The sequence below is a fragment of the Alkalihalobacillus phoenicis genome (assembly GCF_047302405.1).
Lineage (GTDB): Bacteria > Bacillota > Bacilli > Bacillales > Bacillaceae_D > Alkalihalobacillus.
The window spans coordinates 227,772-253,043 of the sequence record NZ_CP154853.1 but is presented as its reverse complement, the minus strand read 5'-3'; the positions used below and the strand labels follow the sequence as shown (position 1 = coordinate 253,043).

At 37.3% G+C, this 25,272-nt stretch carries 28 protein-coding genes and 1 pseudogene; 10 read left to right on the top strand and 19 right to left on the bottom strand.

Annotated elements, in window-relative coordinates; translation table 11 throughout:
* Positions 1–118: 118 nt before the first annotated feature.
* Positions 119–646: a cysteine hydrolase family protein gene (locus tag AA0017_RS01150; protein ID WP_413378709.1), complete on the top strand. Its 528-nt coding sequence runs from the start codon at positions 119–121 to the stop codon at positions 644–646.
* A gap of 58 nt (positions 647–704) precedes the next feature.
* On the opposite strand, the gene AA0017_RS01145 is transcribed toward AA0017_RS01150, so the two are convergent.
* Together AA0017_RS01145 and AA0017_RS01140 are read right to left on the bottom strand one after the other, a co-directional pair.
* A complete protein-coding gene (locus AA0017_RS01145) occupies positions 705–1,178 on the bottom strand; it encodes an S-ribosylhomocysteine lyase (RefSeq protein WP_413378708.1) in 474 nt (157 codons plus the stop codon).
* 121 nt (positions 1,179–1,299) lie between these two features.
* The gene (locus AA0017_RS01140) at positions 1,300–1,713 is read right to left on the bottom strand and encodes a hypothetical protein (RefSeq protein ID WP_413378706.1); all 414 of its coding nucleotides are present in this window, start codon (positions 1,711–1,713) and stop codon (positions 1,300–1,302) included.
* A gap of 142 nt (positions 1,714–1,855) precedes the next feature.
* Here AA0017_RS01140 and AA0017_RS01135 point away from each other — a divergent pair, with 142 nt between their 5' ends.
* The 3 genes from AA0017_RS01135 (at position 1,856) to AA0017_RS01125 (ending at position 3,836) form a co-directional block, all read left to right on the top strand.
* A complete protein-coding gene (locus AA0017_RS01135) occupies positions 1,856–2,707 on the top strand; it encodes a YihY/virulence factor BrkB family protein (protein WP_413378704.1) in 852 nt (283 codons plus the stop codon).
* An 81-nt stretch (positions 2,708–2,788) separates the two neighbouring features.
* Positions 2,789–3,061 (top strand): HU family DNA-binding protein, encoded by a 273-nt coding sequence (locus AA0017_RS01130; RefSeq protein WP_003322720.1) that lies wholly within the window; start codon positions 2,789–2,791, stop codon positions 3,059–3,061.
* A gap of 178 nt (positions 3,062–3,239) precedes the next feature.
* Positions 3,240–3,836, top strand: a complete 597-nt coding sequence (locus AA0017_RS01125) for a biotin transporter BioY (protein WP_413378702.1) — start codon at positions 3,240–3,242, stop codon at positions 3,834–3,836.
* Between the two features lie 178 nt (positions 3,837–4,014).
* Here the strand turns inward: AA0017_RS01125 and AA0017_RS01120 are convergent, their stop codons facing one another.
* The 7 genes from AA0017_RS01120 to AA0017_RS01090 form a co-directional block, all read right to left on the bottom strand.
* Entirely contained in the window at positions 4,015–5,349 is a 1,335-nt protein-coding gene (locus AA0017_RS01120; RefSeq protein WP_413378700.1) for a Na+/H+ antiporter family protein, read from the bottom strand.
* A gap of 134 nt (positions 5,350–5,483) precedes the next feature.
* Positions 5,484–6,260 (bottom strand): GNAT family N-acetyltransferase, encoded by a 777-nt coding sequence (locus AA0017_RS01115; RefSeq protein WP_413378698.1) that lies wholly within the window; start codon positions 6,258–6,260, stop codon positions 5,484–5,486.
* A 111-nt stretch (positions 6,261–6,371) separates the two neighbouring features.
* Positions 6,372–7,190: an ectoine/hydroxyectoine ABC transporter ATP-binding protein EhuA gene (gene ehuA / locus AA0017_RS01110; protein WP_413378696.1), complete on the bottom strand. Its 819-nt coding sequence runs from the start codon at positions 7,188–7,190 to the stop codon at positions 6,372–6,374.
* Positions 7,187–7,873, bottom strand: a complete 687-nt coding sequence (ehuD, locus tag AA0017_RS01105) for an ectoine/hydroxyectoine ABC transporter permease subunit EhuD (protein WP_413378694.1) — start codon at positions 7,871–7,873, stop codon at positions 7,187–7,189. Before ehuD ends, ehuA begins: the two co-directional genes overlap by 4 nt.
* Positions 7,870–8,541, bottom strand: coding sequence for an ectoine/hydroxyectoine ABC transporter permease subunit EhuC (ehuC, locus tag AA0017_RS01100; protein WP_413378692.1), 672 nt, complete (start codon positions 8,539–8,541; stop codon positions 7,870–7,872). Before ehuC ends, ehuD begins: the two co-directional genes overlap by 4 nt.
* Before the next feature lie 271 nt (positions 8,542–8,812).
* On the bottom strand, positions 8,813–9,667 hold the full coding sequence (gene ehuB, locus AA0017_RS01095; RefSeq protein ID WP_413378690.1) for an ectoine/hydroxyectoine ABC transporter substrate-binding protein EhuB: 855 nt from the start codon (positions 9,665–9,667) through the stop codon (positions 8,813–8,815).
* 917 nt (positions 9,668–10,584) lie between these two features.
* On the bottom strand, positions 10,585–12,069 hold the full coding sequence (locus AA0017_RS01090; protein WP_413378688.1) for a leucyl aminopeptidase: 1,485 nt from the start codon (positions 12,067–12,069) through the stop codon (positions 10,585–10,587).
* 365 nt (positions 12,070–12,434) lie between these two features.
* On the opposite strand from AA0017_RS01090, the gene AA0017_RS01085 reads away from it, so the two are divergent.
* Positions 12,435–12,911 (top strand): divergent PAP2 family protein, encoded by a 477-nt coding sequence (locus tag AA0017_RS01085; protein WP_003324184.1) that lies wholly within the window; start codon positions 12,435–12,437, stop codon positions 12,909–12,911.
* 44 nt (positions 12,912–12,955) lie between these two features.
* On the opposite strand, the gene AA0017_RS01080 is transcribed toward AA0017_RS01085, so the two are convergent.
* The 4 genes from AA0017_RS01080 to AA0017_RS01065 form a co-directional block, all read right to left on the bottom strand.
* The gene (locus AA0017_RS01080; protein WP_413378686.1) at positions 12,956–13,678 is read right to left on the bottom strand and encodes a 3D domain-containing protein; all 723 of its coding nucleotides are present in this window, start codon (positions 13,676–13,678) and stop codon (positions 12,956–12,958) included.
* Between the two features lie 533 nt (positions 13,679–14,211).
* A complete protein-coding gene (locus AA0017_RS01075) occupies positions 14,212–14,421 on the bottom strand; it encodes a hypothetical protein (RefSeq protein WP_413378684.1) in 210 nt (69 codons plus the stop codon).
* A gap of 302 nt (positions 14,422–14,723) precedes the next feature.
* Positions 14,724–15,041 carry a YuiB family protein gene (locus tag AA0017_RS01070; protein ID WP_413378682.1) on the bottom strand — a complete coding sequence of 106 codons (318 nt, stop codon included), beginning with the start codon at positions 15,039–15,041 and terminating at the stop codon, positions 14,724–14,726.
* 187 nt (positions 15,042–15,228) lie between these two features.
* Positions 15,229–16,446, bottom strand: a complete 1,218-nt coding sequence (locus tag AA0017_RS01065; RefSeq protein ID WP_413382328.1) for an NAD(P)/FAD-dependent oxidoreductase — start codon at positions 16,444–16,446, stop codon at positions 15,229–15,231.
* A 347-nt stretch (positions 16,447–16,793) separates the two neighbouring features.
* Between AA0017_RS01065 and AA0017_RS01060 the strand changes: the two genes are divergently transcribed.
* On the top strand, positions 16,794–17,786 hold the full coding sequence (locus AA0017_RS01060; protein WP_413378680.1) for an NAD(P)/FAD-dependent oxidoreductase: 993 nt from the start codon (positions 16,794–16,796) through the stop codon (positions 17,784–17,786).
* A gap of 154 nt (positions 17,787–17,940) precedes the next feature.
* On the opposite strand, the gene AA0017_RS01055 is transcribed toward AA0017_RS01060, so the two are convergent.
* Both AA0017_RS01055 and AA0017_RS01050 read right to left on the bottom strand, forming a co-directional pair.
* Complete coding sequence (locus tag AA0017_RS01055; RefSeq protein ID WP_413378678.1) at positions 17,941–18,294, bottom strand: HesB/IscA family protein; 354 nt, start codon at positions 18,292–18,294, stop codon at positions 17,941–17,943.
* Between the two features lie 82 nt (positions 18,295–18,376).
* On the bottom strand, positions 18,377–18,568 hold the full coding sequence (locus AA0017_RS01050) for a Spo0E family sporulation regulatory protein-aspartic acid phosphatase (protein WP_413378676.1): 192 nt from the start codon (positions 18,566–18,568) through the stop codon (positions 18,377–18,379).
* A 431-nt stretch (positions 18,569–18,999) separates the two neighbouring features.
* Between AA0017_RS01050 and mqnE (AA0017_RS01045) the strand changes: the two genes are divergently transcribed.
* Both mqnE (AA0017_RS01045) and mqnE (AA0017_RS01040) read left to right on the top strand, forming a co-directional pair.
* On the top strand, positions 19,000–20,106 hold the full coding sequence (gene mqnE / locus AA0017_RS01045; protein ID WP_413378674.1) for an aminofutalosine synthase MqnE: 1,107 nt from the start codon (positions 19,000–19,002) through the stop codon (positions 20,104–20,106).
* 17 nt (positions 20,107–20,123) lie between these two features.
* Positions 20,124–21,218 (top strand): aminofutalosine synthase MqnE, encoded by a 1,095-nt coding sequence (gene mqnE / locus AA0017_RS01040; protein ID WP_413378673.1) that lies wholly within the window; start codon positions 20,124–20,126, stop codon positions 21,216–21,218.
* 313 nt (positions 21,219–21,531) lie between these two features.
* On the opposite strand, the gene dapF is transcribed toward mqnE (AA0017_RS01040), so the two are convergent.
* The 3 genes from dapF to AA0017_RS01025 all read right to left on the bottom strand — a co-directional run bounded on the left by dapF (position 21,532) and on the right by AA0017_RS01025 (position 23,051).
* Positions 21,532–22,365: a diaminopimelate epimerase gene (gene dapF / locus AA0017_RS01035; protein ID WP_413382325.1), complete on the bottom strand. Its 834-nt coding sequence runs from the start codon at positions 22,363–22,365 to the stop codon at positions 21,532–21,534.
* Positions 22,366–22,388: 23 nt separating this feature from the next.
* Complete coding sequence (locus AA0017_RS01030; RefSeq protein WP_413378671.1) at positions 22,389–22,628, bottom strand: hypothetical protein; 240 nt, start codon at positions 22,626–22,628, stop codon at positions 22,389–22,391.
* A gap of 186 nt (positions 22,629–22,814) precedes the next feature.
* Positions 22,815–23,051, bottom strand: a complete 237-nt coding sequence (locus AA0017_RS01025; protein ID WP_004427929.1) for a YuzB family protein — start codon at positions 23,049–23,051, stop codon at positions 22,815–22,817.
* Between the two features lie 91 nt (positions 23,052–23,142).
* Between AA0017_RS01025 and AA0017_RS01020 the strand changes: the two are divergent.
* Positions 23,143–23,379: pseudogene (locus AA0017_RS01020) on the top strand (TetR/AcrR family transcriptional regulator); the annotation flags it as partial.
* Positions 23,380–23,784: 405 nt separating this feature from the next.
* The gene (locus AA0017_RS01015; protein WP_413382322.1) at positions 23,785–24,855 is read left to right on the top strand and encodes an NAD(P)/FAD-dependent oxidoreductase; all 1,071 of its coding nucleotides are present in this window, start codon (positions 23,785–23,787) and stop codon (positions 24,853–24,855) included.
* Positions 24,856–24,939: 84 nt separating this feature from the next.
* Here AA0017_RS01015 and AA0017_RS01010 read toward each other — a convergent pair whose 3' ends face one another.
* Entirely contained in the window at positions 24,940–25,266 is a 327-nt protein-coding gene (locus AA0017_RS01010; RefSeq protein WP_413378669.1) for a YuzD family protein, read from the bottom strand.
* Positions 25,267–25,272 lie beyond the last annotated feature (6 nt).

The following is a 25,272-nucleotide window of genomic DNA, read 5'->3' as shown; positions in this document are numbered from 1 at the left end:
ATACCTATCTGAAAAAAGTATTGTCGCTTAAGCAAAAATCCGACTACTAGGAGTGTGATTCATTATCGTTACAAACACAACAAATAAAGACCATAAGCTAGCATTATTAATAATAGATATGATTAATGATTTAGAATTTGAAGATGGGGATCAATTATTAAAGTATGCTCTCCCTGCTGCTCACGCAATCAAAAAAATGAAAGAAAAAGTAAAGGCAGAAGGATTTCCTATTATTTATATAAATGACAACTATGGTCAGTGGCAATCTGATTTTAGACATTTAGTTCGACATTGTATCGATGGTGATTCTCGAGGAAAAGCTTTAGCCGAACTGCTCCAACCGGATGAAGATGATTATTTTGTCCTTAAGCCGCAATTCTCTGGTTTTTTTGGTACTCCATTAAATATTTTGTTAGAACATCTTGGTGTCGATACCCTTATTTTGACGGGAGTTGCCGGAAATATGTGTGTCCAATTTACAGCAAATGATGCTTATATGTATCACTACAAGTTATATATTCCTTCTGATTGTATTGCCTCTGCCCACAAAAAAGAAAATGACTTAGCTATCAAGACAATGCGACAAGTAAATAAAGCAGATGTTCGTCCCTCCACTGATTTTTCATTTCCATTAAAACACTTTTAATTCGATTAAACGTAAAAAACCTAACACGAATGTCTCCATTCTTGCTAGGTTTTATAGTTTAAGCAAATATTTGCTTCAGTGAATCTTTATCGTGCCCGAGCCAATAATTCATTAACTTTTTGGCTCCTTCTAAATCATGAAGTTTAGCTTGACCACATTGTTTTTCTGTCGCAGCTGGCACTTCTTCAATATCAAGGGAATAATTCATCGTTTTCTCGAGCACATCAATAATCTCTTCCACTGATGGCGTCCCACTCATAATTAAATAAAACCCCGTTTGACAGCCCATTGGTGATAAATCAATCACATCAAAATGAGCATACTCTTCGGCAAATCTCCGGATATTTAATGCGAGTAAATGCTCCATCGTATGAATAACATCTGGTTTCATTGCTTGTTTATTCGGTTGAAAAAAACGAATATCAAACTTATTAACTTCACCATCTGTCCCAATTTTTATCGTTCCACAAGGACGAACAAATGGTGCTTTTACAATGGTATGATCCAATTCAAAACTTTCAACTGTTGGCATGCTTCCACTCCCTATATATTCAGAATTTTTTATCTTCTGTCTAGTATATATAGAAAACTCTTCAATTGGCAAGCCTAGTGTAGCTGCTGAAGCAACGTTCAAATCCCCATACATTTCCATGCTATTTCTTTGTCGATATTTCTTCCTTTTTTAACTCATTTGCTTCTGCAAACATCCGTGTGCGACCTACAAAGTTCTCAGGTTTAAAACGGTGCAATCTCATCTGCTTGCCATCTTTTTTCTTAACAAAGATCACATTGCGTCGCCCTAAATCGATAAACTGAATCAGGTCAATCTCTTTGGCATGGGCTTTCTTTTCAAACAGACGATACTTCAGTAATTTGAATTCCATTCTAATCTCTTCTTCTTCAAAAAAAAGTTCATATTGAATCATCATCGCAGCTGCATAAACAAAAAGTAAAGCAAAAGCGATATATTGAAAGTTAGACTCTAATAAATTGGCATAAGGTAAGGTGACGATAAATAACAGTATCCATAAAAATTTTGGCTCATGTGCCCTATAATGATCTTGCATAATTCCTCCAATTATAATTATTCTATTTACTAAGTCATATGTTAACATATTTTTAGGACTTTCGTTTAGTCTTAGCTTGTTTTCGGGAATGATAAATTTGTATCGTTCTTTGAATAGTGGACTCTTAGAGAAGGAGTAGAATATGGACAGACAATTTTGGCGTTACTTAATTCATCATCTCAAAAAAGACCCGATTTTAGACTGGGCCGCAACTTTAGCGTATTATTTTATGCTCTCCATTTTTCCATTATTAATCTTTTTAATTGCCCTTATTCCGTATTTTAATTTAGATATTACTCAAATTGAAGCCATTATTAATGATTTTATTCCTCATGCCTTAGCAGAAATCATTACAACTATTGTTCTTGATACGATTGGTGAACCACGAGGAGGCTTATTATCGATTGGCGTCATTGTTACTTTATGGTCAGCCTCTAATGGCATTAATGCCTTTGTTAGAGCTATTAACCGCTCTTATAACATCGAAGAAACACGGAATTTCCTCCGCCAACGATTATTGTCCATGCTTATGACCTTTGGTATTTTATTTATGATTATTATTACGTTATTGCTCCCAGTGTTTGGAGCGACGATTATCAATTTACTTGAGCAAATCTTTTTCTTACCTGAGCAAACAACCGTTCTTTTGAACATTCTTCGATATGTCATTGCGATTATTTTAATGGTCTTAATGTTAATTATTTTTTATTGGATTGCTCCTAATATTAAAGTGAAAATTCGAAACGTTATATGGGGTGCCCTTTTTGCAACCTTAGGATGGCAAGCGATTTCGTTTGGTTTTTCGTTTTATTTAAGCCATTTTGCAAACTATTCAGCGACATATGGAAGCCTTGGGGGCGTCATTATTTTAATGCTTTGGTTCTTCTTAACGGGGATTATTTTAGTCATCGGTGGTGAAATTAATGCCGCTCTTTATGAAAGTAGAGAGAAAACGACAACGATGCCGATATCAGATTTTAAAAGAAATGAATAAATAATGTATATTCCTCTGCAAAATGGACATGATGGTACCAGTATGAATTATGAATTAGTCTTATTTTGAGGAGATGACAAAATGAATAAAACCGAATTAACTCAAGCTTTAGCGGAACGTACTCAATTATCAAAAAAGGATGCTAGCTTAGCAGTCAATACTGTTTTTGAACTTATTACTGAATCAATGTCAAAAGGAGACACTGTTCAATTGATTGGATTTGGTAACTTCGAAGTCCGTGAACGTGCAGCCAGAAAAGGCCGTAACCCACAAACTGGTGAAGAAATTGATATTGCCGCAACAAAAACTCCAGCATTTAAAGCAGGAAAACAATTAAAAGAAGCAGTAAAATAATAGGTTTATACAAAGTGACGGGCCCATATTTTGGGTTCGTTTTTTGATTAAAGGTACAAGTATAATTAGAGAATTGGTTCTACCCCCATTGTAAACTTCTATAATTATTAAGTTGACATTAAAAATAAAATCTTTTATTCTTTTGTTAACAATTAAATACAAAGGGTGAACATTCAAGATGACAAAAGCTTCTTCTTTTAAAACCATTGACCTAGTATTAATTCCAATGTTTGCAGCCTTAATGGCTATTGGAGCCAATTTAACGGCCATGATCGTCATTGGCGGAGTTCCGATTACATTGCAAACTTTTTTTGCGATTTTAGCTGGCGCTTTATTAGGAAGTAAACGTGGGACATATGCCATTCTCGTCTATCTAATCGTCGGACTTGTCGGCTTTCCTGTCTTTGCCCAGTTTCACGGTGGATTAGCCATCCTTTTACGCCCAACTTTCGGTTTCCTTTTATCGTTTTTACTCGTTGCTTATTGTACAGGTAAATGGATTGAAAAAAGTAAAAACAAAACTCTTAGTACATTTATAATCGCTTGTTTTATTGGACTCATTATTACTTATGTTATTGGTACAAATTATATGTATTTTGCCTACCAGTTTATTGCTGATATTGATGCTATTAGTTATTCTGTCGCTTGGTTATGGATGCTCGCACCAGCGATTAAAGACATTATCTTAACATTCTTTGCCGCTCTAATCGCCCAACGAATTTATCACTCTGTAAAGTTAGGCCAAAAACCATTAAAAAATAAAATGACCGCTTAATTTTCTTCATTTTATACTTAGGCTATTTGTAGCTGCATAAACGCCGTTTCCACCAAATATGGTTGGGGCGGCTTTTCTTTGCTCTTTTTTCACGACCTCCCCGATCATTTCGACTTCATTAAATATAAAGAAGCTGAACCCTTACGTTGGGACAGCTCCTCATCTTTTATTCTCATTATTAGAACATCATCGCGGCAATCCAGCCAAATATAATTAATGGAATATTATAGTGGAGGAATGTCGGGACACATGTATCCCAAATATGATTGTGTTGACCATCCGCATTTAATCCAGCGGTAGGTCCTAGCGTACTATCTGAAGCAGGGGCTCCAGCATCTCCAAGTGCTCCTGCAGTTCCAATTAACGTAATGATTGCCATTGGGCTAAAACCAACAGCCATTCCTAGCGGTACAAAAATCGTCGCTAAAATCGGAACGGTCGAAAAGGCAGAGCCAATCCCTAACGTTAAAATTAAACCGACAACTAACATGAGTAGAGCCGTCACTCCTTGGCTTTCTCCCACAATATTCAAAACTTGTTCCACTAAAAGCTCCACATGACCAGTTGCACGAATCACTTCAGAAAAACCAGCGGCACTAATCATAACAAAGCTGATAAAAGCCATCATTTTCATACCATCCGTTAAGACTTTGTCTGAGCCGTTCCATTTTAACGCTCGTGTTACATATAAAACGATAATTCCAGCTAAACCAGCTATAATCATAGATTCAGATTTTGTTTGGACGACAAGTGTTACCACGATCGCAATAAGAGCGGCAATTATCGACCAGTTGGCACTTGCTGCACTTTTTTCTTCTTCTGGCGAGGGGGTATCTCTTACAATATCCCTTTGTTCATAAATACGTGGCTTTCGATAGCTTATAAATACTGCGACAAGCAGCCCTAAAAACATCCCCGCAACCGGAATTATCATCGCTGGGGTCACTTGTGACATCGTAACGTCCAGACCATTTTGCACTATATTCTCTACAATAATTCCTTGGAACACGTACCCAAAACCATAGGGTAATAAAATATATGGAGCTATTAAACCGAATGTTAAAATCGCAGCGATCGCTCGACGGTCTATTTTTAATTGGTTAAGAATTTTAATAATTGGTGGTATTAAAATCGGGATAAATGCAATATGAATCGGAATGATATTTTGTGAGAAACAAGCAATCATTAATAAAAAGAAAAAAATCAGAGCTTTTGATAAATTTTTTCTCGTTGAATCAGACTTTCTTCCAACTAATTTAATTACCCAGTTAACCAACGCATCTGGTAAACTCGTTTGTGAAATCGCAACCGCAAAAGCACCTAAAATCGCATAACTTAACGCAATCGATGCTCCTCCACCTAGTCCTTCAGAGAAAACTTGCATCGTCTCTTGTAAACTTAAACCGGCTGTTATCCCTCCAACAATAGAACCTATTAAAAGTGCCAAAACAACATGGACACGTAATAAACTTAAGACGAGCATAACGATTACAGCAATTAAAACGGCATTCATTTTCTACATCCCCAATCCTTTATCTTGCTAAATCACTAAAATAAAATACTATGCTACAGTAACATCGCTCTTATCATAGTGTCAACATTTTTCTTTCTCCTGATAAAGGGATAACGTAATAAAGGATATAAAGATTAACCTATTTCATTTACTCTTTTTCTAGTGCAAAAATAGTAATCATAAATAACATTGAAACCAAATTTTTCATAAAGATGCTGTGCTGCTTGATTGTCTTGAAGGACCTGTAAATATACTTTCCTACCTCCTACCTGAATACCCCATTTAAAAAAGGCATGTAACAGTAACGTCCCCCACCCTTGGTTTCTAGCTTCTTTTTTCGTCACGATATTATATAACCCGATAAACTCGTCTCCCTTACTCGCAAAACCTGTCGCAACTAATTCATTTTCATTGAGAATTTGAAGATAGAGGGTTTCTTGCTTACTTAGCGATAACATCTTTTTTAAAGTCCTCATTTCTTTATGCTCCGCCCCATTTAACATTTGAAAACCCTTTAGCCAATTATCAACATCTACCTGAACGACCTTAACGTTTGAATTTCGAACAGAAAATTCTCCATTAAACGATAAATCTGCTACTAGCACACTTGAGCGATTAACCTTTTGATATCCTTTTTTATTTAAACATTGCACTAAACTGGCTGACTTTTTTCCTTCAACTATTTTAAAGGAAGCGTCTAAACCTTTGGAATGATAATAGTCCTCTATATAACCAATTTGTTCATTGATATTTTCTATCTCTAAATCGGTTATTTGATGAACCGAATTTGCTCTTTGGGTATAACCATTTGCATAACGAAGCAACCAACTTTGATACACTTCTGTCGATAAGGCTGGTATAGCGTCTCTCGTTAACTGCTCTAAATACTCAACGGATAATAGATCATTCATATCCTCATCTCCCACTTTTTGTTTATAATAATGAATAATAATACTTCAATATAAATAAAAATACAATTATAATCTGAAAAAAATCGCCCGTTTATAGGACGATTTTCCACATTACGAATGAAAACGACTTAGGAAAGATTGCAATCGCTCACTTTCTGGATTAACAAGGACATCTTCCGGTTTTCCGTACTCAGCAATTTTACCAGAATCAAGGAAAAAGACTCGGTCTGCAATATCTCTCGCAAAATCAATTTCATGTGTAATTAAAATCATCGTTGTTTCTCCATCGGCTGCGATATCTTTAATTACTTCAAGTACCTCTCCAACTAACTCAGGGTCAAGGGCCGCAGTTACTTCGTCAAATAACATAACTTTAGGTTTCATGACTAAGGAACGTGCTATGGCGACACGTTGCTGCTGACCACCTGAAAGCTGAGACGGATAAGCATCGACTTTATCACCTAGTCCAACCTTTTCAAGCATTTCTTTTGCACGGGCGACCGCCTCATCCTTACTTATACCAAGGACATTTATCGGGGCAACGGTACAATTTTTTAAAATCGTCATATGCGGAAATAGGTTATATTGTTGGAAGACCATTCCGATATTTCCTCTCACTTTGCGTAAATGCTTTTCATCGGCAGGAACAAGCTTCCCATTTACTTCCTTATGCCAAAGCATTTCACCATCAACCTCAATCGTTCCAGATGAAGGCTCCTCCAATGTCATTAACATCCGAATAATCGTTGTTTTACCTGAACCAGATGGGCCAATTAAGGCAATTTTTTCCCCTTTGGCAATATCTAAATCTAAATGGTTCAAAACAGTCGTTTCACCAAAGGATTTACTAACATCTTTATAACGGACGATCGGATTCTCAATTAATTGTTCTTGCTTTTTCTTTTCTTGATTTATCGTTTGTTCACTCATGCTTTCACTCCTCTTTGTTGAATAGGATCTTTTTTATCGACTTTGCCAAACTTTTTCTCTAAATAACGAATAAAGAGGGCAGAAGGATAGCTTAAGACTAAGAATAAGAATCCAACAATCGTAATCGGTTCAACATAACGGAATGTTTGACCTCCAATCGATTGGGCAACCTGTAGCATCTCTACAACAAAGATTGCTGATAACAATGGAGTTTCTTTAAATAGGACAATTAAGTAGTTTCCTAACATCGGAATGACCGGTGGAATCGCTTGTGGTAGGATGACTTTTCTCCATGTTTGAGCCCTTGTAAAATTAAGAGCCTTACTTGCTTCCCATTGACTTTGCGGGACTGCATTAATACCCGAACGATAGATTTCAGAAATATACGTACTATAATGTAATCCAAGAACAATCGCACCTGTCTGAAAACCACTTAAGTCAGTAGCATAATATACAAAGAACAATTGGACAAGTGGTGGTGTTGCCCGAATAAATTCAATGATTCCAGCCGTAATTAAGGAAACGACTTTAATTTTTGAACGCCTGATTAAAGTTAGGACAAGACCAGCTGTTAATGCAATAAAAAAGGCGATAAACGTTACGCTAATTGTCATTCCAATCGCTTTGACTATATGAGGGAATACTTCAAATGCGAATCCCCAATCCCATGCATTTGTATTCATGTTGTACTCACCCCTTTAGATGCACGTTTTTCCAACCATCTTGCTAAGAAGATAAGTGGAAGAGCTAACAAGAAATAAAGAATGAGTAAATACGTAAATATCTCTACTTGTGCAGCAAGTGAGGTATTGCTATTTCTAAGTAGCGTCGCTCGGAACGTCATATCAGATAATGAGATAATCGAGACGAGTGAAGTTCCTTTTAAAAGCTCAATCGCGTTGTTACCAAAACCAGGCAGCATTAATCGAACTGCTTGTGGCATAATAACGAACCTCATCCGTTGCCATTTGCTCATATTTAACGAAATGGCCGCCTCTGTTTGACTGTGTGAAATCGATAAAACGGCACCACGAACAACTTCTGAAGCATAGGCCCCATAATTTAATCCTAAGGCAAGTGCACCAGCTATAAAGGCTGACATCGATAAACCTGGAATAATGAGTGGCAAAGCATACACAAAAAAGAACATTTGAACAAGCAAGGAAGTTCCCCGAAACAATTCAACAAAGGTCGTTGCAAAAAATCGAACGAGCCCTAACTGTGATGTACGTCCAAGCCCTGCTACAAACGCAATAAAATAAGCAATTACAGCTCCTAGCAAAAACACTTGTACCGTTACTTCTAGCCCTCTTAATAGTATGGGTATAAAATAAGATGCGTTTGAAAACATCATTTCACTCCTTATTTATAAAGCGCAGTCCGTTTGCTCAGAAGTGAGAAAATCAAGGATCAACGCTAAGTTCGCGACGTCCTGTCGCAACGCCTTGTACCCACATCCTGTGGGCAGGGACGGCTTTTGAAGACGCTTTTTGTCTTCACTCAGACGAACCGATTTTTCTCGAGCTTCTAACAGGCGTAGCTAGATTGAATATAGAAAAAGCATGGAGGAAGCCACATTTGTAACAACACACCATGCTTGCTCTCTTTATTTCAGTTTTGAATTAAGCGTTACAGCGATCGTCTGTCGTTACATCACCTGTAGGAACATTGTCTTCACCAAACCCAAATTCTGAAATGATATCTAATAATTCACCTGAGTCAATTAATTGTTGTAAATGCTCGTTATACTCATCACGAAGTTCACGGCCTTCATCTGTATCAGCAAAAACGGCAGCACCATAAGCAACTTGTGGCTCACCATCAATTTCTGGCTGTGTAAAAGGCTCAGCTCTTTCAATCGCATCAAGGTTGGCAGATTCCAACGCAGCCGTCAATGTCGCTTCCGTCATCACCGTTGCATCTACATCGCCAGACTCTAATGCAGCAATATTATCAGCGATGGAATCTGCTGTAATAATTCGACTCTCATCCATCCCTAACTCTTTCAGCATTTCAATCTGATTCGCTGCAGCCATAATGGAAACTGTTAAGTCTTGGGCAGCAGCTAAATCTTCATAGCTGTTTAAGTTATGTGGGTTTCCAGCAGCTACAGCCATACCTTCTCCATATACTAATTCTACGTTTGCAAATTCAGCTTGTTCACAACGCTCAGGTCTAATATCCATACCAGCTGTCACAACATCATAGTTACCAGCATTTAAACCAGGTAGTAATGAATTCCAATCTGTAATTTCTCCATCTACATCTTCATAACCCATACTTTGAAATACAGCACGTGCAATCTCAGCATTAGCTCCTGTAACATTGTCAGTCGCTAAATCGATGTAACCATACGGCTCCTCATTTGCTACCCCTACCTTAATCGTGTCACCTGATCCACCTGTCTCAGAACTACCACATGCTGCTAATAAAACAAGCATACCAGCTAACAAGATTCCTACTGTCATTTTTTTCATTAATTGAACCTCCTCATTTTCTATCTATCCTTTTATAAGAAACACCCATTTAAGTAAAAAAACGGATATTAACTATATAACTAATAAACAAACTATTACCTAGATTAGTTCTTCTTTTCACTATGTATTTATTGGTTTATATGTTGATAAGGAGGTAAGTTAGAAATGTAAGTTTAAGTTCCCATTCAAATACAATCTATACAATACTTAAAGTGGTTTCCTTTATATAAATGTTACTTGTCATTCGATACGATTGCGAATTTAAACCTTACTCCTTCTTTATACTACTAAATATTTCTCTATCTTATTGGTTACCATCAGAGAATATGTTTTAAAGCTTAAAACTAGTCAAAAAAGACTAAAAGTTTCATAGATTTTTTTAAAATACTTCACATAATAGATCATAATCGAAAGTAAGGTTGCACTCAAATCCTATATAATTCGGTATTATAGCAATAAATGGTATAATAATGGATGAGCTTTTCTGAAATGACTCTCCTAACATAATGCTACTAACAACGCCTAGATGATCTGTTATGCTCCTTATTGTCAGATAATTCCCTAAAATTAACTTTCGAAAAAGTCCTAATTATTCATATATAGTTAAATTTTGTAATTTTTAATAATGCACTTGCGGTAGCAGGTGTCGTTTACTTTCATAACTGGAAACTTAACAAATGATATTTTTTAGTTTGAGGTGTTTATTCACTTAATTTACACACCTAGATCGACACTATCCCGACAACAAAATACAAAATCCTCCCAATCTGTAATCCCATTAAATTTGGTACTTTCAATTACACTAACCCACCCTTAAAAGTCAAAAACCCGTACCACTTAAAAATAAGTGATACGAGTTCGTCATGCTATGCTTTAAAAGTCCAAACAGCACGGATTTTATAAAAGAGATTTTTCGATTATTTTGCTGCTAAATAAGCTAACGTTCTGGCCATGACACCTGTTCCGCCTGGTTGGCCTATTGGTGTTGTTTTACTTGTCCATGCTGTACCAGCAACGTCAAGATGGACCCATGGTGTCTCTTCGGCAAACTCTCCAATAAAGAGACCCGCCGTTATACTTCCGCCTAAACGCCCTGGTGCGTTATTTAAATCAGCCACATCACTTGATTTTAATAAATCATGATATGGTTTGTGTGTTGGGAAAGCCCAAACTGGTTCGCGTGATTGCTCACTTGCTGCCTCCACTTCGGCATACCATTCTTTATTATTATGAACGACTCCTGTTGTCGAATTTCCTAATGCGACAAGGACCGCACCCGTTAAGGTCGCGACATCCACTAAATAGTTAGCACCAAGTTGTTTAGCATAAGCGACACCATCGGCTAAAATCAAACGACCTTCTGCATCTGTGTTACGAACTTCGATGGTTTTTCCACTCATCGCCCGAATCACATCACCTGGTTTTAACGCTGAACCATTAATTAAATTTTCACTTGATGGAATGACAGCTAAAATGTTCTTATCAGGTTTAATATGACCAATAATGTCCATTGCTCCAAGTACAGCGGCAGCACCACCCATATCACCCTTCATTTCATGCATGTTTAATCCAGGCTTTAGGGAAATCCCACCTGCATCAAAGGTTAACCCTTTTCCAACAAAACCAACAACATCTTCCCATTTTTCTTTTGCTTGATATTTAAGAACAATCATTTTCGGTGGTTGGTCAGAGCCTGCTGCAACAGCTAATAATGCCCCCATTCCAAGCTTTTCCATATCTTCTCTTTCAAGCACATCAAATTCAAAACCGTGCTTGTCCGCTACCTTTTTCGCTTCTTCTGCTAAATAAGTTGGTGTTAACATATTTCCTGGGAGATTAACAAGTTTTCTGGAAAGGTTTGTTCCTTCTCCAAATACTCGTCCTGTTTCAGCTACTTTTTCCCAAGCTTCATCTGCTTTTCCACCAATTAATGTAACAGACTCAATAGTAAACGGTTTTTCATTGCTTTTTTCCTTATATGTATCCACTTTATAAGCCGCTAATTCAATTGATTCAGTGATCGTGTGAATCACATCTTCCGTTGACGCTCCATCTAATTGAAAACTGTCAACAGCGATAGCAAGATTCGCAAATTTATCAGTCGTTACTTGGCGTGCTACTTTTCCAATCGTATTTTGTAAACTATCTAAATCAGCTGACTTTTTAGAACCTAATCCTACTGTATAGATTGCTGTCGCGTTTGTTTGTCCAAAAGTAAAAACTTTCGTTACTTCACCTTTTTTTGTATGTAATTGCTTTGCTTTCAGGAGTTCCGCTAGTTTTCCTTCTAATTTTTGATCCACTTCTTGTAAAATAGAATGAAGGTCTTCTTGCTCATGAATTCCGACGATTAGGGCATCATAAGATTGCTCATTACTAAATGTGCGATTTACTTGATACATGTCATTCAGCTCCTATAGTTCAAAATATACTTATTATTATACTATTATACAATCTTTCGCATTCCGAAAGAAGGATTTCTTCTTAAATAAGGTGAATCTTTGACCAAGAAGCCGTATATTAGAAGAGAGGAAACAACGAACCCACTCATAATAAATAATTCTTATGTACTCTTACTGTCCCTATATTTATGGAAAAGTATGTGAACAATATCTTTAAATATACAAAACGAAATTTTTCTTCGCTTTCATAAAAAACTCATGATTATTTTAACTTTTCCTAGTTAAGTTCTATGATATAATGTACACATCTTTTAAGACAGTAAATGATTGGTTCAGTCACTTTAGAAAGGAAGATTACAGAACATATGGAAATCTTGCAAAACTTTCCTCTGTGGGCAGCCTTATTTGCCATTTTCTTTGCCCAATTTATTAAAATTCCATTAGCCTTCATACCGACAAGGAAGTTTGACTGGACTTTATTCACAAGCACTGGTGGAATGCCTAGTTCGCACTCTGCGGCTGTGACAGCCGTGACAACGGCCGTCGCTTTAGAATATGGACTGGATTCAACGTTGTTTGCCGTATGTGCTATATTTGGTATTATCGTCATGTTTGATGCAACTGGAATAAGACGTCATGCCGGTTATCATGCCACTGTGTTGAATCAGCTTGTGACCGACTTTAATAAACTCGTTGGCGAAGTGAAAAATTGGCCCCAAAAAGAGGAAGAAGAAAAGCGTAAAGAACTAAAAGAGCTTTTAGGTCATCAACCGATTGAAGTCTTTTTTGGTGGCTTACTTGGAATTTCATTAACCCTATTATTAAACTTTTTAATTCATTGAATTGTAAAAAGCACCACTATCGCTCCTGCAATAGTGGTGCTTTCTTATTTACCAATTTGGGCACGGAATACTTGTACAGCTTCGTCTTCATTTAACAAATCTAATTCTTCACTTGTGATCTTTCCTTCACCGACTTTAACAACATAGACATCGAGTTCTCTTTTGCCCCAATTACTATAAACATCTGAAACCGTTTCGTAATACAAATCAATTTTATTGCCTTTAATCGCTGAACCTGTGTCCGCTACAACCCCATATCCATACTCCGGTATAAAAAGAATCGTTCCAATTGGATAAACGGACGGATCAGCCGCAATCGTTGAATACAAATCTCTCCTTACTTCAATTCCAGAGAATGTTATTCCATATCCAGGTTGACCTGGTGATTTACCCGTCGACTCAACTCCAGCTGTATACCCAGTAGCAATAACACGATTTACAGGGTATTGACTCCAATCAATCGCTTCTTCAATCGAAACAGGTTTTGATTCGATCGTTTCTAATGATTTAGATTGTTCTGCTCTTACTTGAAAAGGAAGAAACTTTTCTTGTAAGTCACTTATTTTCATTCCAGCGTTCTGCCCGAGTACGCTTGTCTCTTCTGAACTGAAAGTATGTACCCGTTCAGCAGCCCACCTATCTACTTCTTGGGCACTCACTCCGGAAAATGTATAAAAGGTTGATAATAATGCTGCTAAAAGTAGGCATACCATAAAAATTCGCCTAATTGTTGTTTTGAGCTTATTCACTATGCTCACTCCTCTCATTCAGTAATCATCCCCAAAAACATCGGAATCTATTCAAAAAAAGAGGAGTTTTTTGATTATTTAAATAATATACTCAACTTACGCAGAGTATGATTGACCCTTAACCGTTGATAGGGATTGACTTTAGGGCGATACCATACTCAAATTGACTTTACATGAACGGTTCAATCGTTGACAGTCTGAACACATCTCTTCGTAGGCTGTTGAAGGAAATTGTTCACTAAAATGAAGCGCTTCGGCGGTCGCTCCCAAACAGACACCAGACATGGGAGTGATTTATGCTCTACTTGTTTCATGCCCTCCGGCGGTCGCTCCCAAACAGACACTCCGCGTCCTGCAGGAACCTCATGAGCCTCCTCAGCGTTTCACGCTTGCGGGGTCTCATTGGACGGTTTATTCCTGCGGGAGTCTCCGTGTCTGTTTGTCCGCTAGATCATGGAATCGAATCTAAGTTCAGTTTTCTCATTAGAACAAAAAAACAGTCATGACTTCAACGTACATTAGCTTGAGAATGATTTTTCTCCTTTCATGACTCATTCCGTTCCAGTTGTAAACAAATCAGTGTTGATGCTCTGTACGTTAGCTAGATGATCGAGCTTGTTTCGATTGGAATCCTGTCTTTTCATGACGGCAGACTTAGGAAAAAAATAGCTGGCAACGACCTCTTTAGTTCCATAACCAACAAAGGGAAGAAGTAGGTCCTTCTGCGTTAGAAATAGCTGAGTTGGAAAGATCCATATCATCAAGCCTCTCCACTACACTTAGCGGACAAAACCATACGGAGACTCCCGCAGGAATAAACCGTGGAGCGAGACCCCGCAAGGCTTGCCGAGGAGGCTCGCCAGGTTCCTGCAGGACGCGGAGTATGGTTTTGGGAGCGACCGCCGGAGGGCCTATTATTTTTTTTCTTACTGCGCAATTTTTTCTTGATGCACAGTTTATCCGTTTGGTGTGATAGTGCGTTCTCGAGTAAACCGCTTTTCAGTGGTATCAAAAAAACACTACGGAATCCGCAGTGCTCTCATTAATATTTATCGTACTTATATTAAAACATTTGATACCCTCTAACTCTAAGCATCTTGATAACAATCCCTGACAGTATGGCACCAACAAATCCAGATGACAAAACTAATACATCAACCATTTTCAACGCTAAAAACTGTTCTCCTAATGCTGGAAAAGCAATTCCAGGCGATGTGAAATAATCAAAAAATGAAACATTATCAATGATAAGTATAACAATAATTGGATAAACGACGGCCATTACCCAAGTCGAACGTAGCACCATATTTAATAAAAATCCAATTCCAAAAAAGAGAACAAGAAACAAGATCATCGAAATAACCAATTGTGGTATATTCACTTCTGCACCTCCGTATCATAGTTAGTTTACTTAAGTCCATTAAGAGCGTCAACTTTAATTACCCCTATTTTGTTTGTCAAGCGACATCTCTTTGGCAATTTTATAAATTAGCTAGAACATAAATATAAAACGGTAGAGAACAAATGCCCTCTACCGTTTTATATTTCTTTTAACAAACATTTGTTTCTTATAGTGGACTTTTACCACGCTTTAATGCAAGTCCTGGGCCACCAAGTAAGAATAGGTAACGGTTGTCAATCATTTTCTTCATAAAGTTTGCTGGCGTTCCGTAAAGCTTACGAGAACCAACAACCCCAATTGCTTCTTTCCCACCTAATGAAGCAACAGTACCTTTAATATCTGGCTTGAATGTTTTTAATGAACCTTGTTTAGTAATTAAAGATTTAATATTCTCGGCACACACATCCGCCATTTGCATCGCAATTTGAGCAGTTGGTGGGTATGGGCGATTAATTTCTTCATTAATGATTAACGCACAGTCTCCGATAACAAACACATCTTCAAATCCTGGTGCACGTAGTTCAGGCTCAACCTTAATACGGCCACGCATTGCATCAAAACCTGATTTCTCGATAACCGCACTTCCTCTTACACCTGTTGCCCAAACGATAGTACCTGCTTTCACTTCGTCTCCATTTGCAAGGATAACTCCGTCTGCTTGTACTTCTTTAATTGGACAGTTGATTTTAAATTCAACACCACGGTTTTCAAGTAAATTCATAGCATATTCAACAAGTTCAGGATCAAATCCTGGTAATGCTGATGGAGAAGCTTCAATTACGTACATTTTCACTTTTTCACGTGGAATATCGTAGTTACTGCAAAGTTCTGGCATACGCTCAGATAGTTCACCAATAAACTCAATCCCTGTAAAACCAGCTCCCGCAACGATAAATGATAACATGTCATCATTTTTCTCTTCCATGTTATTATATTTTGCGAAAACGTATTCAATATGTTCCTTCACTTCACGAGCCCCGTTCACCGTCCACTTACTAAACGCATGTTCGAATACCCCAGGAATACCAAATGTTTCTGCTTCAGAACCAAGACCGATTACTAAATAATCATAGTCCACTTCACCATTTTTTAAGATGACTTTTTTGTCTTCTTTTTTAATTTCAACCACTTCATCTTGAAGAAGCTTAACACGATTCATATTTAAAACGCTTTTAATAGGCATTCTTGTACGCTCAGCAGATAATGTCCCAGCAGCAGGCTCATGTAACCATGTTGTTTGATAATGGTAATCATGTTTGTTTACTAACGTAATATTTGCTTCATTTGCTGTTAATAATTTTGTTAATCTTGTTGCTGTAATCATGCCGCCGTACCCAGCACCTAAAATCACGATACTTGGCTTTTTCACAGTAATCACATCCATTTTCATATTATTTATAATGATAACTAGTCCTCTTTGTGATCTATTTCACGAACTAATACATGTAGAAAGGAATAAGTTAATTTTCTCATAAAAAGATTGTCGTAATTTAGTCACAAAATACACTTCTAATGATATGGCTTTTTCGTTTTTTTTTCAACATCTTTTTTGTAATTTCCATAATCTATCTATTAATATGCGTTCTATTTAACTTTTTATCCTCAATAATTAAAAAATGCATAAATTCAGTCATTTTTTTAAACCTGAAATGAAACATAATGTTTTCTTTTGTCATTTTATGTGGGTATAATAAGAGTGTTTGTAGATATGTAATTGATAGGGGTGGCAAAATGAGTAACGAAGAAAAAATGTATGATATTACGATCATTGGCGGTGGTCCAACAGGGTTATTTGCTGCTTTTTACGCAGGAATGCGCCAAGCTAAAGTCAAAATTATCGAGAGCATGCCTCAACTTGGTGGGCAACTGAGTGCATTATATCCTGAAAAATATATTTATGATGTCGCTGGATTTCCGAAAGTAAAGGCGCAGGAACTTGTCGATAACTTAACACAACAAGCTCAACAATTTAACCCAACTCTTTCATTAGAGCAGACGGTCAAAACTTTAGAACAACAGGAAGATGATAGCTTTATCATCACAACTGATAAAGAAACACATTATACAAAAGCTGTAATTATTACAGCTGGAGCTGGAGCGTTCCAACCAAGACGTCTTGAAGTCGAAGGAGCCGAACAATACGAGGGCAAAAACCTCCACTACTTCATTCAAGATCTAAGCCAATTCACTGGCAAAAAAGTGGTCGTATGTGGTGGTGGAGATTCTGCTCTAGATTGGTCCCTAATGTTAGAACCACTTGCAAAAGAAGTAACACTCGTTCATAGACGTGATAAATTCCGTGCCCATGAGCACAGTGTGGAACTTCTACATCAATCAAAAGTAAACGTCATGACCCCTTATGAAATTTCTGACATCCAAGGTGACGGCGAAGCTATCAATGGAGTAACTTTACAAGAAATTAAGGGCGATACGGTTCATCAATTAGATGTCGATGCATTAATCGTTAACTTCGGTTTTGTTTCTTCTCTTGGTCCAATTAAAGAATGGGGCCTAGAAATTGTCAAAAACTCGATTGTCGTAAATACAAAAATGGAAACGAACATTAAAGGTGTATACGCAGCTGGTGATGTCACGTCTTACCCAGGTAAAGTAAAACTAATCGCAACCGGTTTCGGTGAAGCACCTACCGCAGTTAACAACGCCAAAGCATACATCGATCCAAAAGCTCGACTATTCCCAGGACATAGTACAAGTTTATTTTAAACGGTGATTTCGTAAATGCTGGATAAAATTGCGAAGTTAAATCATTAAAAAGAACAGTTAGCGAGTGGTTATCGGCTTCTTGTTAACTGTTCTTTGTTTACTTTCTAGGATAAAAAAAGAGCACCCGTAAAGGCACTCTATCACGTCAATTTAATTAACAATTCTCAGGCGTACCTTGATTCTTCGCTGTTCTAAATGAAGTACCACACCCACATGATGCAATCGCATTCGGGTTATCAATCGTAAATCCGCCGCCCATCATGTTTTGTTTATAGTCAATGACTAAACCATTCACAATTGGAGCACTTTCCTCATCAACGAGTACGGATAATCCATCAACTTCAATTAATTTATCATCCTCAGCTTGTTCTGTATCAAAGCCCATTCCATACGAAAGGCCGCTACAGCCTCCACCTTTGACACCGATACGTAAAAAGAGGTTCTCTTCACCTTCAGACAGCATCATTTCTTTCACTTGGCTAACCGCAGATTCTGTCAATGTAATCATTGTTATCCCTCCTCTATATCTATAATAAAGTATATAACGGAAAAAACCTCTATACAAGTTTAGTCTATTCTATAAATAGCAATTATGTTTTACTTAAACTATCTATATTTAATGATTGTAAAAAAAGAATATAATTATGAGCACGATCAAGTTCTTGACTGTACTGTAAAACGAGAGGATCATGCATTCCTTTCTGAGCCGCTGTAACGATCATTTTTTCACGTAATTGTTCAATTCGTTCAACACATGCATCATACGTTAACATCTTGCTCATCTCCAATCCCCCTTACGTTTCTCTTTATTTATATTCGATCACAGTGCATTAGAATACAGAATTGTATTTAAATTACATTTTAATCAATTAACTATAAAAAGACAACCGTAAAATCTTGAAATAATTATAAATTAATTTGTATAAAAATGAAAATACTAAAATATTGAAATTCGACCTATATGATGTAAATCTCATTCCTTTAATTCAAATTGTTTTGATAGTATAATAGAATGTATATTTTACTTTTATATACCCATTTTTCAATGTAGGTATTCTGTCTTAATTTCACCGATAGAACGACCTAATGGAATAAATCTTTGTTGATGAACTTGTCACTCATTTAATTAGTCATTGCCAGCTTCTATTCACAACCCAGGTATGGCTTCCGAGCTTTGACTCCTTATAAATTAAGCATAAAGGAGCTAAAAGCAATGGGTATTCAACTTCCAACTAACTTGTCGTTTATTCAAGAAAAAATCAAACAAGGCATCCGTCTTTCTTTTGAAGATGGTATGTATTTACTGCAAACAACTGATTTACTTACATTAGGACAAATGGCAGATTCCGTACGAAAACAACAGCACGGTGACTATGTTTATTTTATTCAAAACACACATTTAAATTATACGAACGTTTGCTTCTTAAGCTGTAAACTTTGTGCCTTTGGACTAAAAGAAAACGATCCACGAGCTTACTCTCTCTCACTAAAGGAGCTAGAAAATAAGTTTGTAGAAATGAAGGGAAAAGGCTTTAGTGAATTGCATATTGTTGGTGGAGTCAATCCAAAATTGTCATTTGAATATTATCTAAATATGATGAAACTTTCCAAAAAGCATAACCCAACTATCCATATTCAGGCATTTACGGCTGTAGAAATTGACTATATTGCTCGCTGTGCTAAGATAACAGTAAAAGAAGCATTATTAAAATTAAAAGAGGCAGGTCTTGATTCCATTTTAGGTGGCGGGGCTGAAATCTTTGATGCTAAAATAAGGAAGCAAATTTCTGATCACAAAACAACGACAGAAAAATGGCTTGATATCCACAGGGTAGCTCATCAAATCGGGATTCAGTCAAATGCTTCCATTTTGTATGGACATATCGAAAAACCCGAGCATATCATTGACCATTTTATGAGGTTAAGAGAGTTGCAAGATGAAACAAATGGATTCCAAGCATTTTTTGGGTTTGCCTTCCACCCCGAACATACACGTTTAGCGGAAGAATTTGATATACGCACGGAAACAACTGGTTTTTTAGATTTAAAAATATTAGCAGTTGCTCGTTTAATGTTGGACAACTTTCCACATATTCGGGCCTTTTGGATGATGATTGGCCAAAAATTAGCTCAAGTTTCACTCAGCTTTGGTGTGAATGATTTGGATGGAACGGTTATGGAGGAGCAAATTGTTCATGCAGCCGGCAATGCATCCGTTCAAATGATTCCTAAACAATCATTTATCAACATGATTAAAGAAACTGGTCGAATTCCGGTTGAGCGTGATACATTATATCAGACACTACGGATTTACGACTAGCATTGGAGGAGAATATTATGTCAGCAATAATTACGGATAATCGTCTTTTGGATATTCAAGAGAAATTGAATAATGGGGAGCGTTTATCCATTCAAGATGGTTTGCATTTATACGAAACACCTGATTTATTAGGGGTGGCTCAATTAGCAAATCAAGTGAACTTGAAAAAGAACGGGAACCATGTCTATTTTATTGAAAATATGTATATCAATCCAACAAATGTATGTGAAGCAAACTGTGGTTTCTGTGGATTCAAAAGAAAACCAGGACAAGATGGCGCCTATACGATGCATGAAGAAGAATTGCTTGAATATGTATCCAAACGTTGGAATGATGGAATTCAAGAGTTCCATATTGTTGGTGGTCATAACAATGAAGTCCCATTTGACTATTATTTAGATACGATTCGTACATTAAAAAAACACTACCCACAAGTAACAGTAAAAGCTTATACAGGAGCTGAAATTGAATTTTTCTCCCGTATTTCTGGCTTAAGTATGAAGGAAGTGTTACAAGAGCTGATCAAAGCTGGTCTTGATACAATGCCTGGTGGAGGAGCTGAAATTTTAACAGAACGTTATCGTGCCAAAATGAGTCCAGATAAAGCCTCTACTGATCAATGGTTAGAAGCTCATGAAATTGCCCACGGTCTAGGACTTAAAACACATGCGACGATGTTATATGGTTCCATTGAAAACACAGAAGAACGACTTATCCATATGGATCGTGTTCGTCAGCTGCAAGATCGGACAAATGGATTTATGGTCTTCATTCCTCTTGCGATGCAACCTAGAAGTGTTAAAGCAAACCTTAAACGCCGCACATCCGCTTATGATGATATGAGAACAATTGCGATTAGCCGACTTATGCTAGATAACTTTGATCATGTTAAAGCTTACTGGATCAACATCGGTGTTCAATTAACACAGATGGCCTTATCATTTGGTTCAAGTGATATTCACGGAACTTTAATTGAAGAAAGAATTTCTCATTCCGTTGGTGCTCTTACATCCTCAGGTATTACACGTGATGAATTAATATATTTAATTAAAAGTGCCAATAAGATTCCAGTTGAAAGAGATACATTTTATAACATCATTAAAGAATATTAATAGATGGCAAAGAAGACTGTTGATGCAGTCTTCTTTTTTATAATAGGTGGATTTGGATACTCCGCCAGCTCTATACCCTACGCGTTCCGCGGGTGAATCACCTCTTTCTCGTCAAGGGTGAGTATGAGACTTTTTCTTCAATGGCCTCTTTGAATGCGGGTGGCATATGAAAGTCTAAACCTAGATGACTTTTTACCCTCTTTCCTTATGACTTTCTCACTCCACACTTAAACTCCCTCTTTCACCACAAAAAAAAAGCCCAAAAGATCACTCCACGGCAATCTTTTGAGCTATACGACAACTCTAACTATATTTATCTTCCTAAAAAAATCCCTTCACAAATGGTTTCAGCAGCTCCAGTCATCCAAACATGACCATCTTCTTTCCAGTTAATCGTTAAGTCCCCGCCTAATAAATGAACGACTACATCTTGGCCTTTAGTTGAATAGCCATTTAATATGGCGGCAACGACTGCGGCACAGGCTCCGGTTCCACATGCTTGAGTGACCCCTGAACCTCGTTCCCATACGCGGAAGTTTAATTCATCAGTACTGACCGCTTCAACAAATTCAACATTCACCCACTCAGGAAAACGCGGATCTTTTTCGATAATTGGACCGAGTGTCTCTACTGGTGCTTCTTGGATCTGATCAACAAAAAAGATCGCATGAGGATTTCCCATCGATACCGCCGTCACCTCTAGCTCCTCCCCGTCAACCGTAAAGGTTTCTGAAATAACTGTTTCTTCCGCATTCCCAACCATTGGCAATGATTTTCTTTCTAAACGAGGCAATCCCATATCTACCGTGACAGTTTGAACTTGCTCTCTTTCTAAATGGACGGTTGCTTCCACGAGTCCACCTAATGTTTCAATTTGGAAAGTTTCGCTCTCTACATAACCATGTTCATAAGCAAATTTAGCGACACATCTTAAGCCGTTGCCACAATTTTTCGCTTCTGAGCCGTCATTGTTAAAGACCCGCATTTTGACAGGGGCAACCTCTGATGGACAGATAAGAATCATTCCATCTGAACCAACACCTGTATAAGGATTAGCAACTTTAATCGCGAGTGAAGGTAACTCTTCTTCTAATAATGTTTCCTTAAACATATCGACATATATATAACTGTTTCCTAGTCCATGCATTTTAGTAAAATTCAAGTCTTCCCCTACTTTCTTAATTGCTGATCAGTCCAAAAATAATCATCATCGGCCTCAAGGATCGTCATTTTCTCATGACAACATGGCATAATCAGAATGGTTTTAATCGATTCTTTAGCTCGTTCTAGATCACGTGCTTTTAAATTCGTTAATACATGATCTTCCTCACAAAAAGGACATGTATGAAAATAGATATCCTTCATCTGTTTTTCATACGGCCATGTATTTACAAATGGAATCACATCCATTGAAATTCCCCCTTGCCTATTCTCCTTTTCTTCATTAGATCACAATTGTTTCCATATACTCGCCACCAGAATACATTTCACTTCCCGCGGTTCGCTTCTCCCGCCGATAACGAGTTTTATCTATTCCATGCTCAGCTTAATATCCGTCTTCTAAAAAGGAAACACCTTTTAAAAAACAAAATTCTATTAGAACATCGGATTTTCCTCTAAATGTTGATATATATTTTCCACGAGTTCTTCCGGTGTATCACCGGCCACATACTCGCCATTGACAAGAGCAAATAAATCATGGGCACAGCTTCCACAATTTGATGTGCAACCATACTCGATAATATCAAAATTCGGATCCTTTTCAAGTTCTTCCATTGCTTTTTGGGACCCGCTCGCTAAATTACTTAAACAAAATTCAATAATTGGTCTCATCTGTCATCACCCCTACTTCTTCAAGCTCTATGCTACTCTGCCCTCTTAATAATGTCAATTTTCTATCTTGTTTTACTAATTTACTATAAAAATGTTGAGAATTTGTCACATTATCGTTATAATCAAAACTGACCACGGTCATTTAAAGAAGGGATCATGTATGAGCGATAAGAAAAAATCACAATCTACAAAAAAGAATATCGAAGAAGCCGCATTAGTTTTATTTCAAGAAAAAGGATTTCAAGCAACGACAGTTCAAGAAATCACCAAAAAGGCTCATGTGGCAAAAGGAACGTTTTTTAATTATTTTCCAACTAAAGATTCAATTATGAGAGCGTTGGCGAATGAACGGTTAGAGCAAGTCACTTCTTATATTGAGCAACCATCAATAAAAGCACTTCCACTTCATACTCGAATTCGTTCATATTTACATTTTATTTTGGATGGTTATGATGTACATCCAAAGTTAACGCTCCATATTTTAATGCATGTAATAGAGGAAGAGAACTTACTTAGAAGACATATGCTTCAATTGCTCAATCAAGCATTAAAAGCGAAGGAAATTGACCGTTCGACTTCTATAGAAATATGGAGTCACCTTTTAGTGGCTACGATTTCTTATGGACTGAAAACCTTTCAAAAGGAACCAACTAAGTCACAACTACTCGATCAAGTGATGAATCTTGTCGAAGTAAGCCTTGACACAATCACCGAAAAAAGGAGACATCTTGGAATGAAGAAACTAGTTCTTTTAGGTGGTGGATACGGCTCTATGCGAGCGATGCAACGTCTACTACCCAACGATTTACCGGATGACACTGAAATTATTTTGATTGACCGCTTACCTTACCATTGTTTAAAAACAGAGTACTATGCTCTTGCAGCAGGTACGGCTTCGGATCAACATCTTAGAGTCTCTTTTCCAGAGGATCCACGCCTGACGATCAAATACGCAACGGTGACAGACATTCGACTTGAAGATAAACAAGTCGTTTTAGAAAATGATGAAATCGTCGAGTATGATAAACTGATTATCGGTTTAGGCTGTGAAGACAAATACCATAATGTTCCTGGTGCTGATGTTCATACTTATAGCATTCAGACGATGAATAAGACGCGTCGTACGTATGAAGCGATCAATAATATTCGTCCTCAAGGAACGGTTTCTATTGTCGGAGCCGGTTTAAGTGGGGTCGAACTAGCTAGTGAACTAAGAGAAAGTCGCCCTGATGTAACGGTTAAGTTATTTGACCGTGGCGAAATCATTCTATCTATGTTCCCGAAAAAATTAAGTGTGTATGTACAAAATTGGTTCCTTGATCATGGTGTTGACGTCATTAACAAATCGAATATTACAAAAGTCGATGAGAACGGATTATATAATCATGAAGAATTTATTCAAAGTGATGCAGTGATTTGGACCGCTGGTGTCCAGCCAGTAGAAGTCGTACGAAATCTTGATGTGGAAAAGGATAAATCAGGACGTGTGATTTTGACACCACAGCACTTTTTACCAAATAACGAAGACGTTTTTGTTGTTGGTGACTGTGCGAGCCTTCCGCATGCTCCAAGTGCTCAACTTGCGGAAGGACAAGCCGAGCAAATCGTTACTATTTTAAAGAAACAATGGAACAACGAACCACTACCAGCAGAACTTCCAAAGATTAAGCTAAAAGGTGTTTTAGGCTCTCTTGGTAAAAAACACGGTTTTGGTTTAATGGGTGAACGTACTTTACTTGGACGCGTACCCCGTGTCTTAAAATCAGGTGTATTATGGATGTATAAATACCATTCCGGATCATAAACGATTTTTACTTGTTTATGTAAAATCCCACAAAGTCAATTTGACTTGTGGGATTTTTTTACACACAAAGAATATAAACACTCATTAATTTGAGGATTGTGCTGTTAAGGATTCAACTTTTTTGGTAATTTCTTTTAAGTTCGGGTTTCCTTCCCCAACCACTTCACCATTTAAGACGACTAATGGATAAAAATACTCTTCCTCTTTAATCGCTTCCGCATAACGTTGATCTTCTTCACTGATTAACGTTTGCTCAATATCGATATATTGAAATTGTAATCGATTATTTGGAAACTTCCGTACTAATGCAGCTTCTAACCATTCACTTGTTTCTTTGGCGGTTGGTAAATGAACACAACTTGCACATTTCTCTTCGGCTCCATATATACGAAAGGAAATAGATGATGACATGACATG

Bases quoted from the DNA above. Each gene is read 5' to 3' on its own strand.
- AA0017_RS01150 (WP_413378709.1), top strand. From the start codon at position 119: ATGATTAATGATTTAGAATTTGAAGATGGGGATCAATTATTAAAGTAT.
- AA0017_RS01145 (WP_413378708.1), bottom strand. From the start codon at position 1,178: ATGCCAACAGTTGAAAGTTTTGAATTGGATCATACCATTGTAAAAGCA.
- AA0017_RS01140 (WP_413378706.1), bottom strand. From the start codon at position 1,713: ATGCAAGATCATTATAGGGCACATGAGCCAAAATTTTTATGGATACTG.
- AA0017_RS01135 (WP_413378704.1), top strand. From the start codon at position 1,856: ATGGACAGACAATTTTGGCGTTACTTAATTCATCATCTCAAAAAAGAC.
- AA0017_RS01130 (WP_003322720.1), top strand. From the start codon at position 2,789: ATGAATAAAACCGAATTAACTCAAGCTTTAGCGGAACGTACTCAATTA.
- AA0017_RS01125 (WP_413378702.1), top strand. From the start codon at position 3,240: ATGACAAAAGCTTCTTCTTTTAAAACCATTGACCTAGTATTAATTCCA.
- AA0017_RS01120 (WP_413378700.1), bottom strand. From the start codon at position 5,349: ATGAATGCCGTTTTAATTGCTGTAATCGTTATGCTCGTCTTAAGTTTA.
- AA0017_RS01115 (WP_413378698.1), bottom strand. From the start codon at position 6,260: ATGAATGATCTATTATCCGTTGAGTATTTAGAGCAGTTAACGAGAGAC.
- ehuA (WP_413378696.1), bottom strand. From the start codon at position 7,190: ATGAGTGAACAAACGATAAATCAAGAAAAGAAAAAGCAAGAACAATTA.
- ehuD (WP_413378694.1), bottom strand. From the start codon at position 7,873: ATGAATACAAATGCATGGGATTGGGGATTCGCATTTGAAGTATTCCCT.
- ehuC (WP_413378692.1), bottom strand. From the start codon at position 8,541: ATGTTTTCAAACGCATCTTATTTTATACCCATACTATTAAGAGGGCTA.
- ehuB (WP_413378690.1), bottom strand. From the start codon at position 9,667: ATGAAAAAAATGACAGTAGGAATCTTGTTAGCTGGTATGCTTGTTTTA.
- AA0017_RS01090 (WP_413378688.1), bottom strand. From the start codon at position 12,069: ATGTATCAAGTAAATCGCACATTTAGTAATGAGCAATCTTATGATGCC.
- AA0017_RS01085 (WP_003324184.1), top strand. From the start codon at position 12,435: ATGGAAATCTTGCAAAACTTTCCTCTGTGGGCAGCCTTATTTGCCATT.
- AA0017_RS01080 (WP_413378686.1), bottom strand. From the start codon at position 13,678: ATGAGAGGAGTGAGCATAGTGAATAAGCTCAAAACAACAATTAGGCGA.
- AA0017_RS01075 (WP_413378684.1), bottom strand. From the start codon at position 14,421: ATGATATGGATCTTTCCAACTCAGCTATTTCTAACGCAGAAGGACCTA.
- AA0017_RS01065 (WP_413382328.1), bottom strand. From the start codon at position 16,446: ATGGATGTGATTACTGTGAAAAAGCCAAGTATCGTGATTTTAGGTGCT.
- AA0017_RS01060 (WP_413378680.1), top strand. From the start codon at position 16,794: ATGAGTAACGAAGAAAAAATGTATGATATTACGATCATTGGCGGTGGT.
- AA0017_RS01055 (WP_413378678.1), bottom strand. From the start codon at position 18,294: ATGATTACATTGACAGAATCTGCGGTTAGCCAAGTGAAAGAAATGATG.
- AA0017_RS01050 (WP_413378676.1), bottom strand. From the start codon at position 18,568: ATGAGCAAGATGTTAACGTATGATGCATGTGTTGAACGAATTGAACAA.
- mqnE (WP_413378674.1), top strand. From the start codon at position 19,000: ATGGGTATTCAACTTCCAACTAACTTGTCGTTTATTCAAGAAAAAATC.
- mqnE (WP_413378673.1), top strand. From the start codon at position 20,124: ATGTCAGCAATAATTACGGATAATCGTCTTTTGGATATTCAAGAGAAA.
- dapF (WP_413382325.1), bottom strand. From the start codon at position 22,365: ATGCATGGACTAGGAAACAGTTATATATATGTCGATATGTTTAAGGAA.
- AA0017_RS01030 (WP_413378671.1), bottom strand. From the start codon at position 22,628: ATGGATGTGATTCCATTTGTAAATACATGGCCGTATGAAAAACAGATG.
- AA0017_RS01025 (WP_004427929.1), bottom strand. From the start codon at position 23,051: ATGAGACCAATTATTGAATTTTGTTTAAGTAATTTAGCGAGCGGGTCC.
- AA0017_RS01015 (WP_413382322.1), top strand. From the start codon at position 23,785: ATGAAGAAACTAGTTCTTTTAGGTGGTGGATACGGCTCTATGCGAGCG.
- AA0017_RS01010 (WP_413378669.1), bottom strand. From the start codon at position 25,266: ATGTCATCATCTATTTCCTTTCGTATATATGGAGCCGAAGAGAAATGT.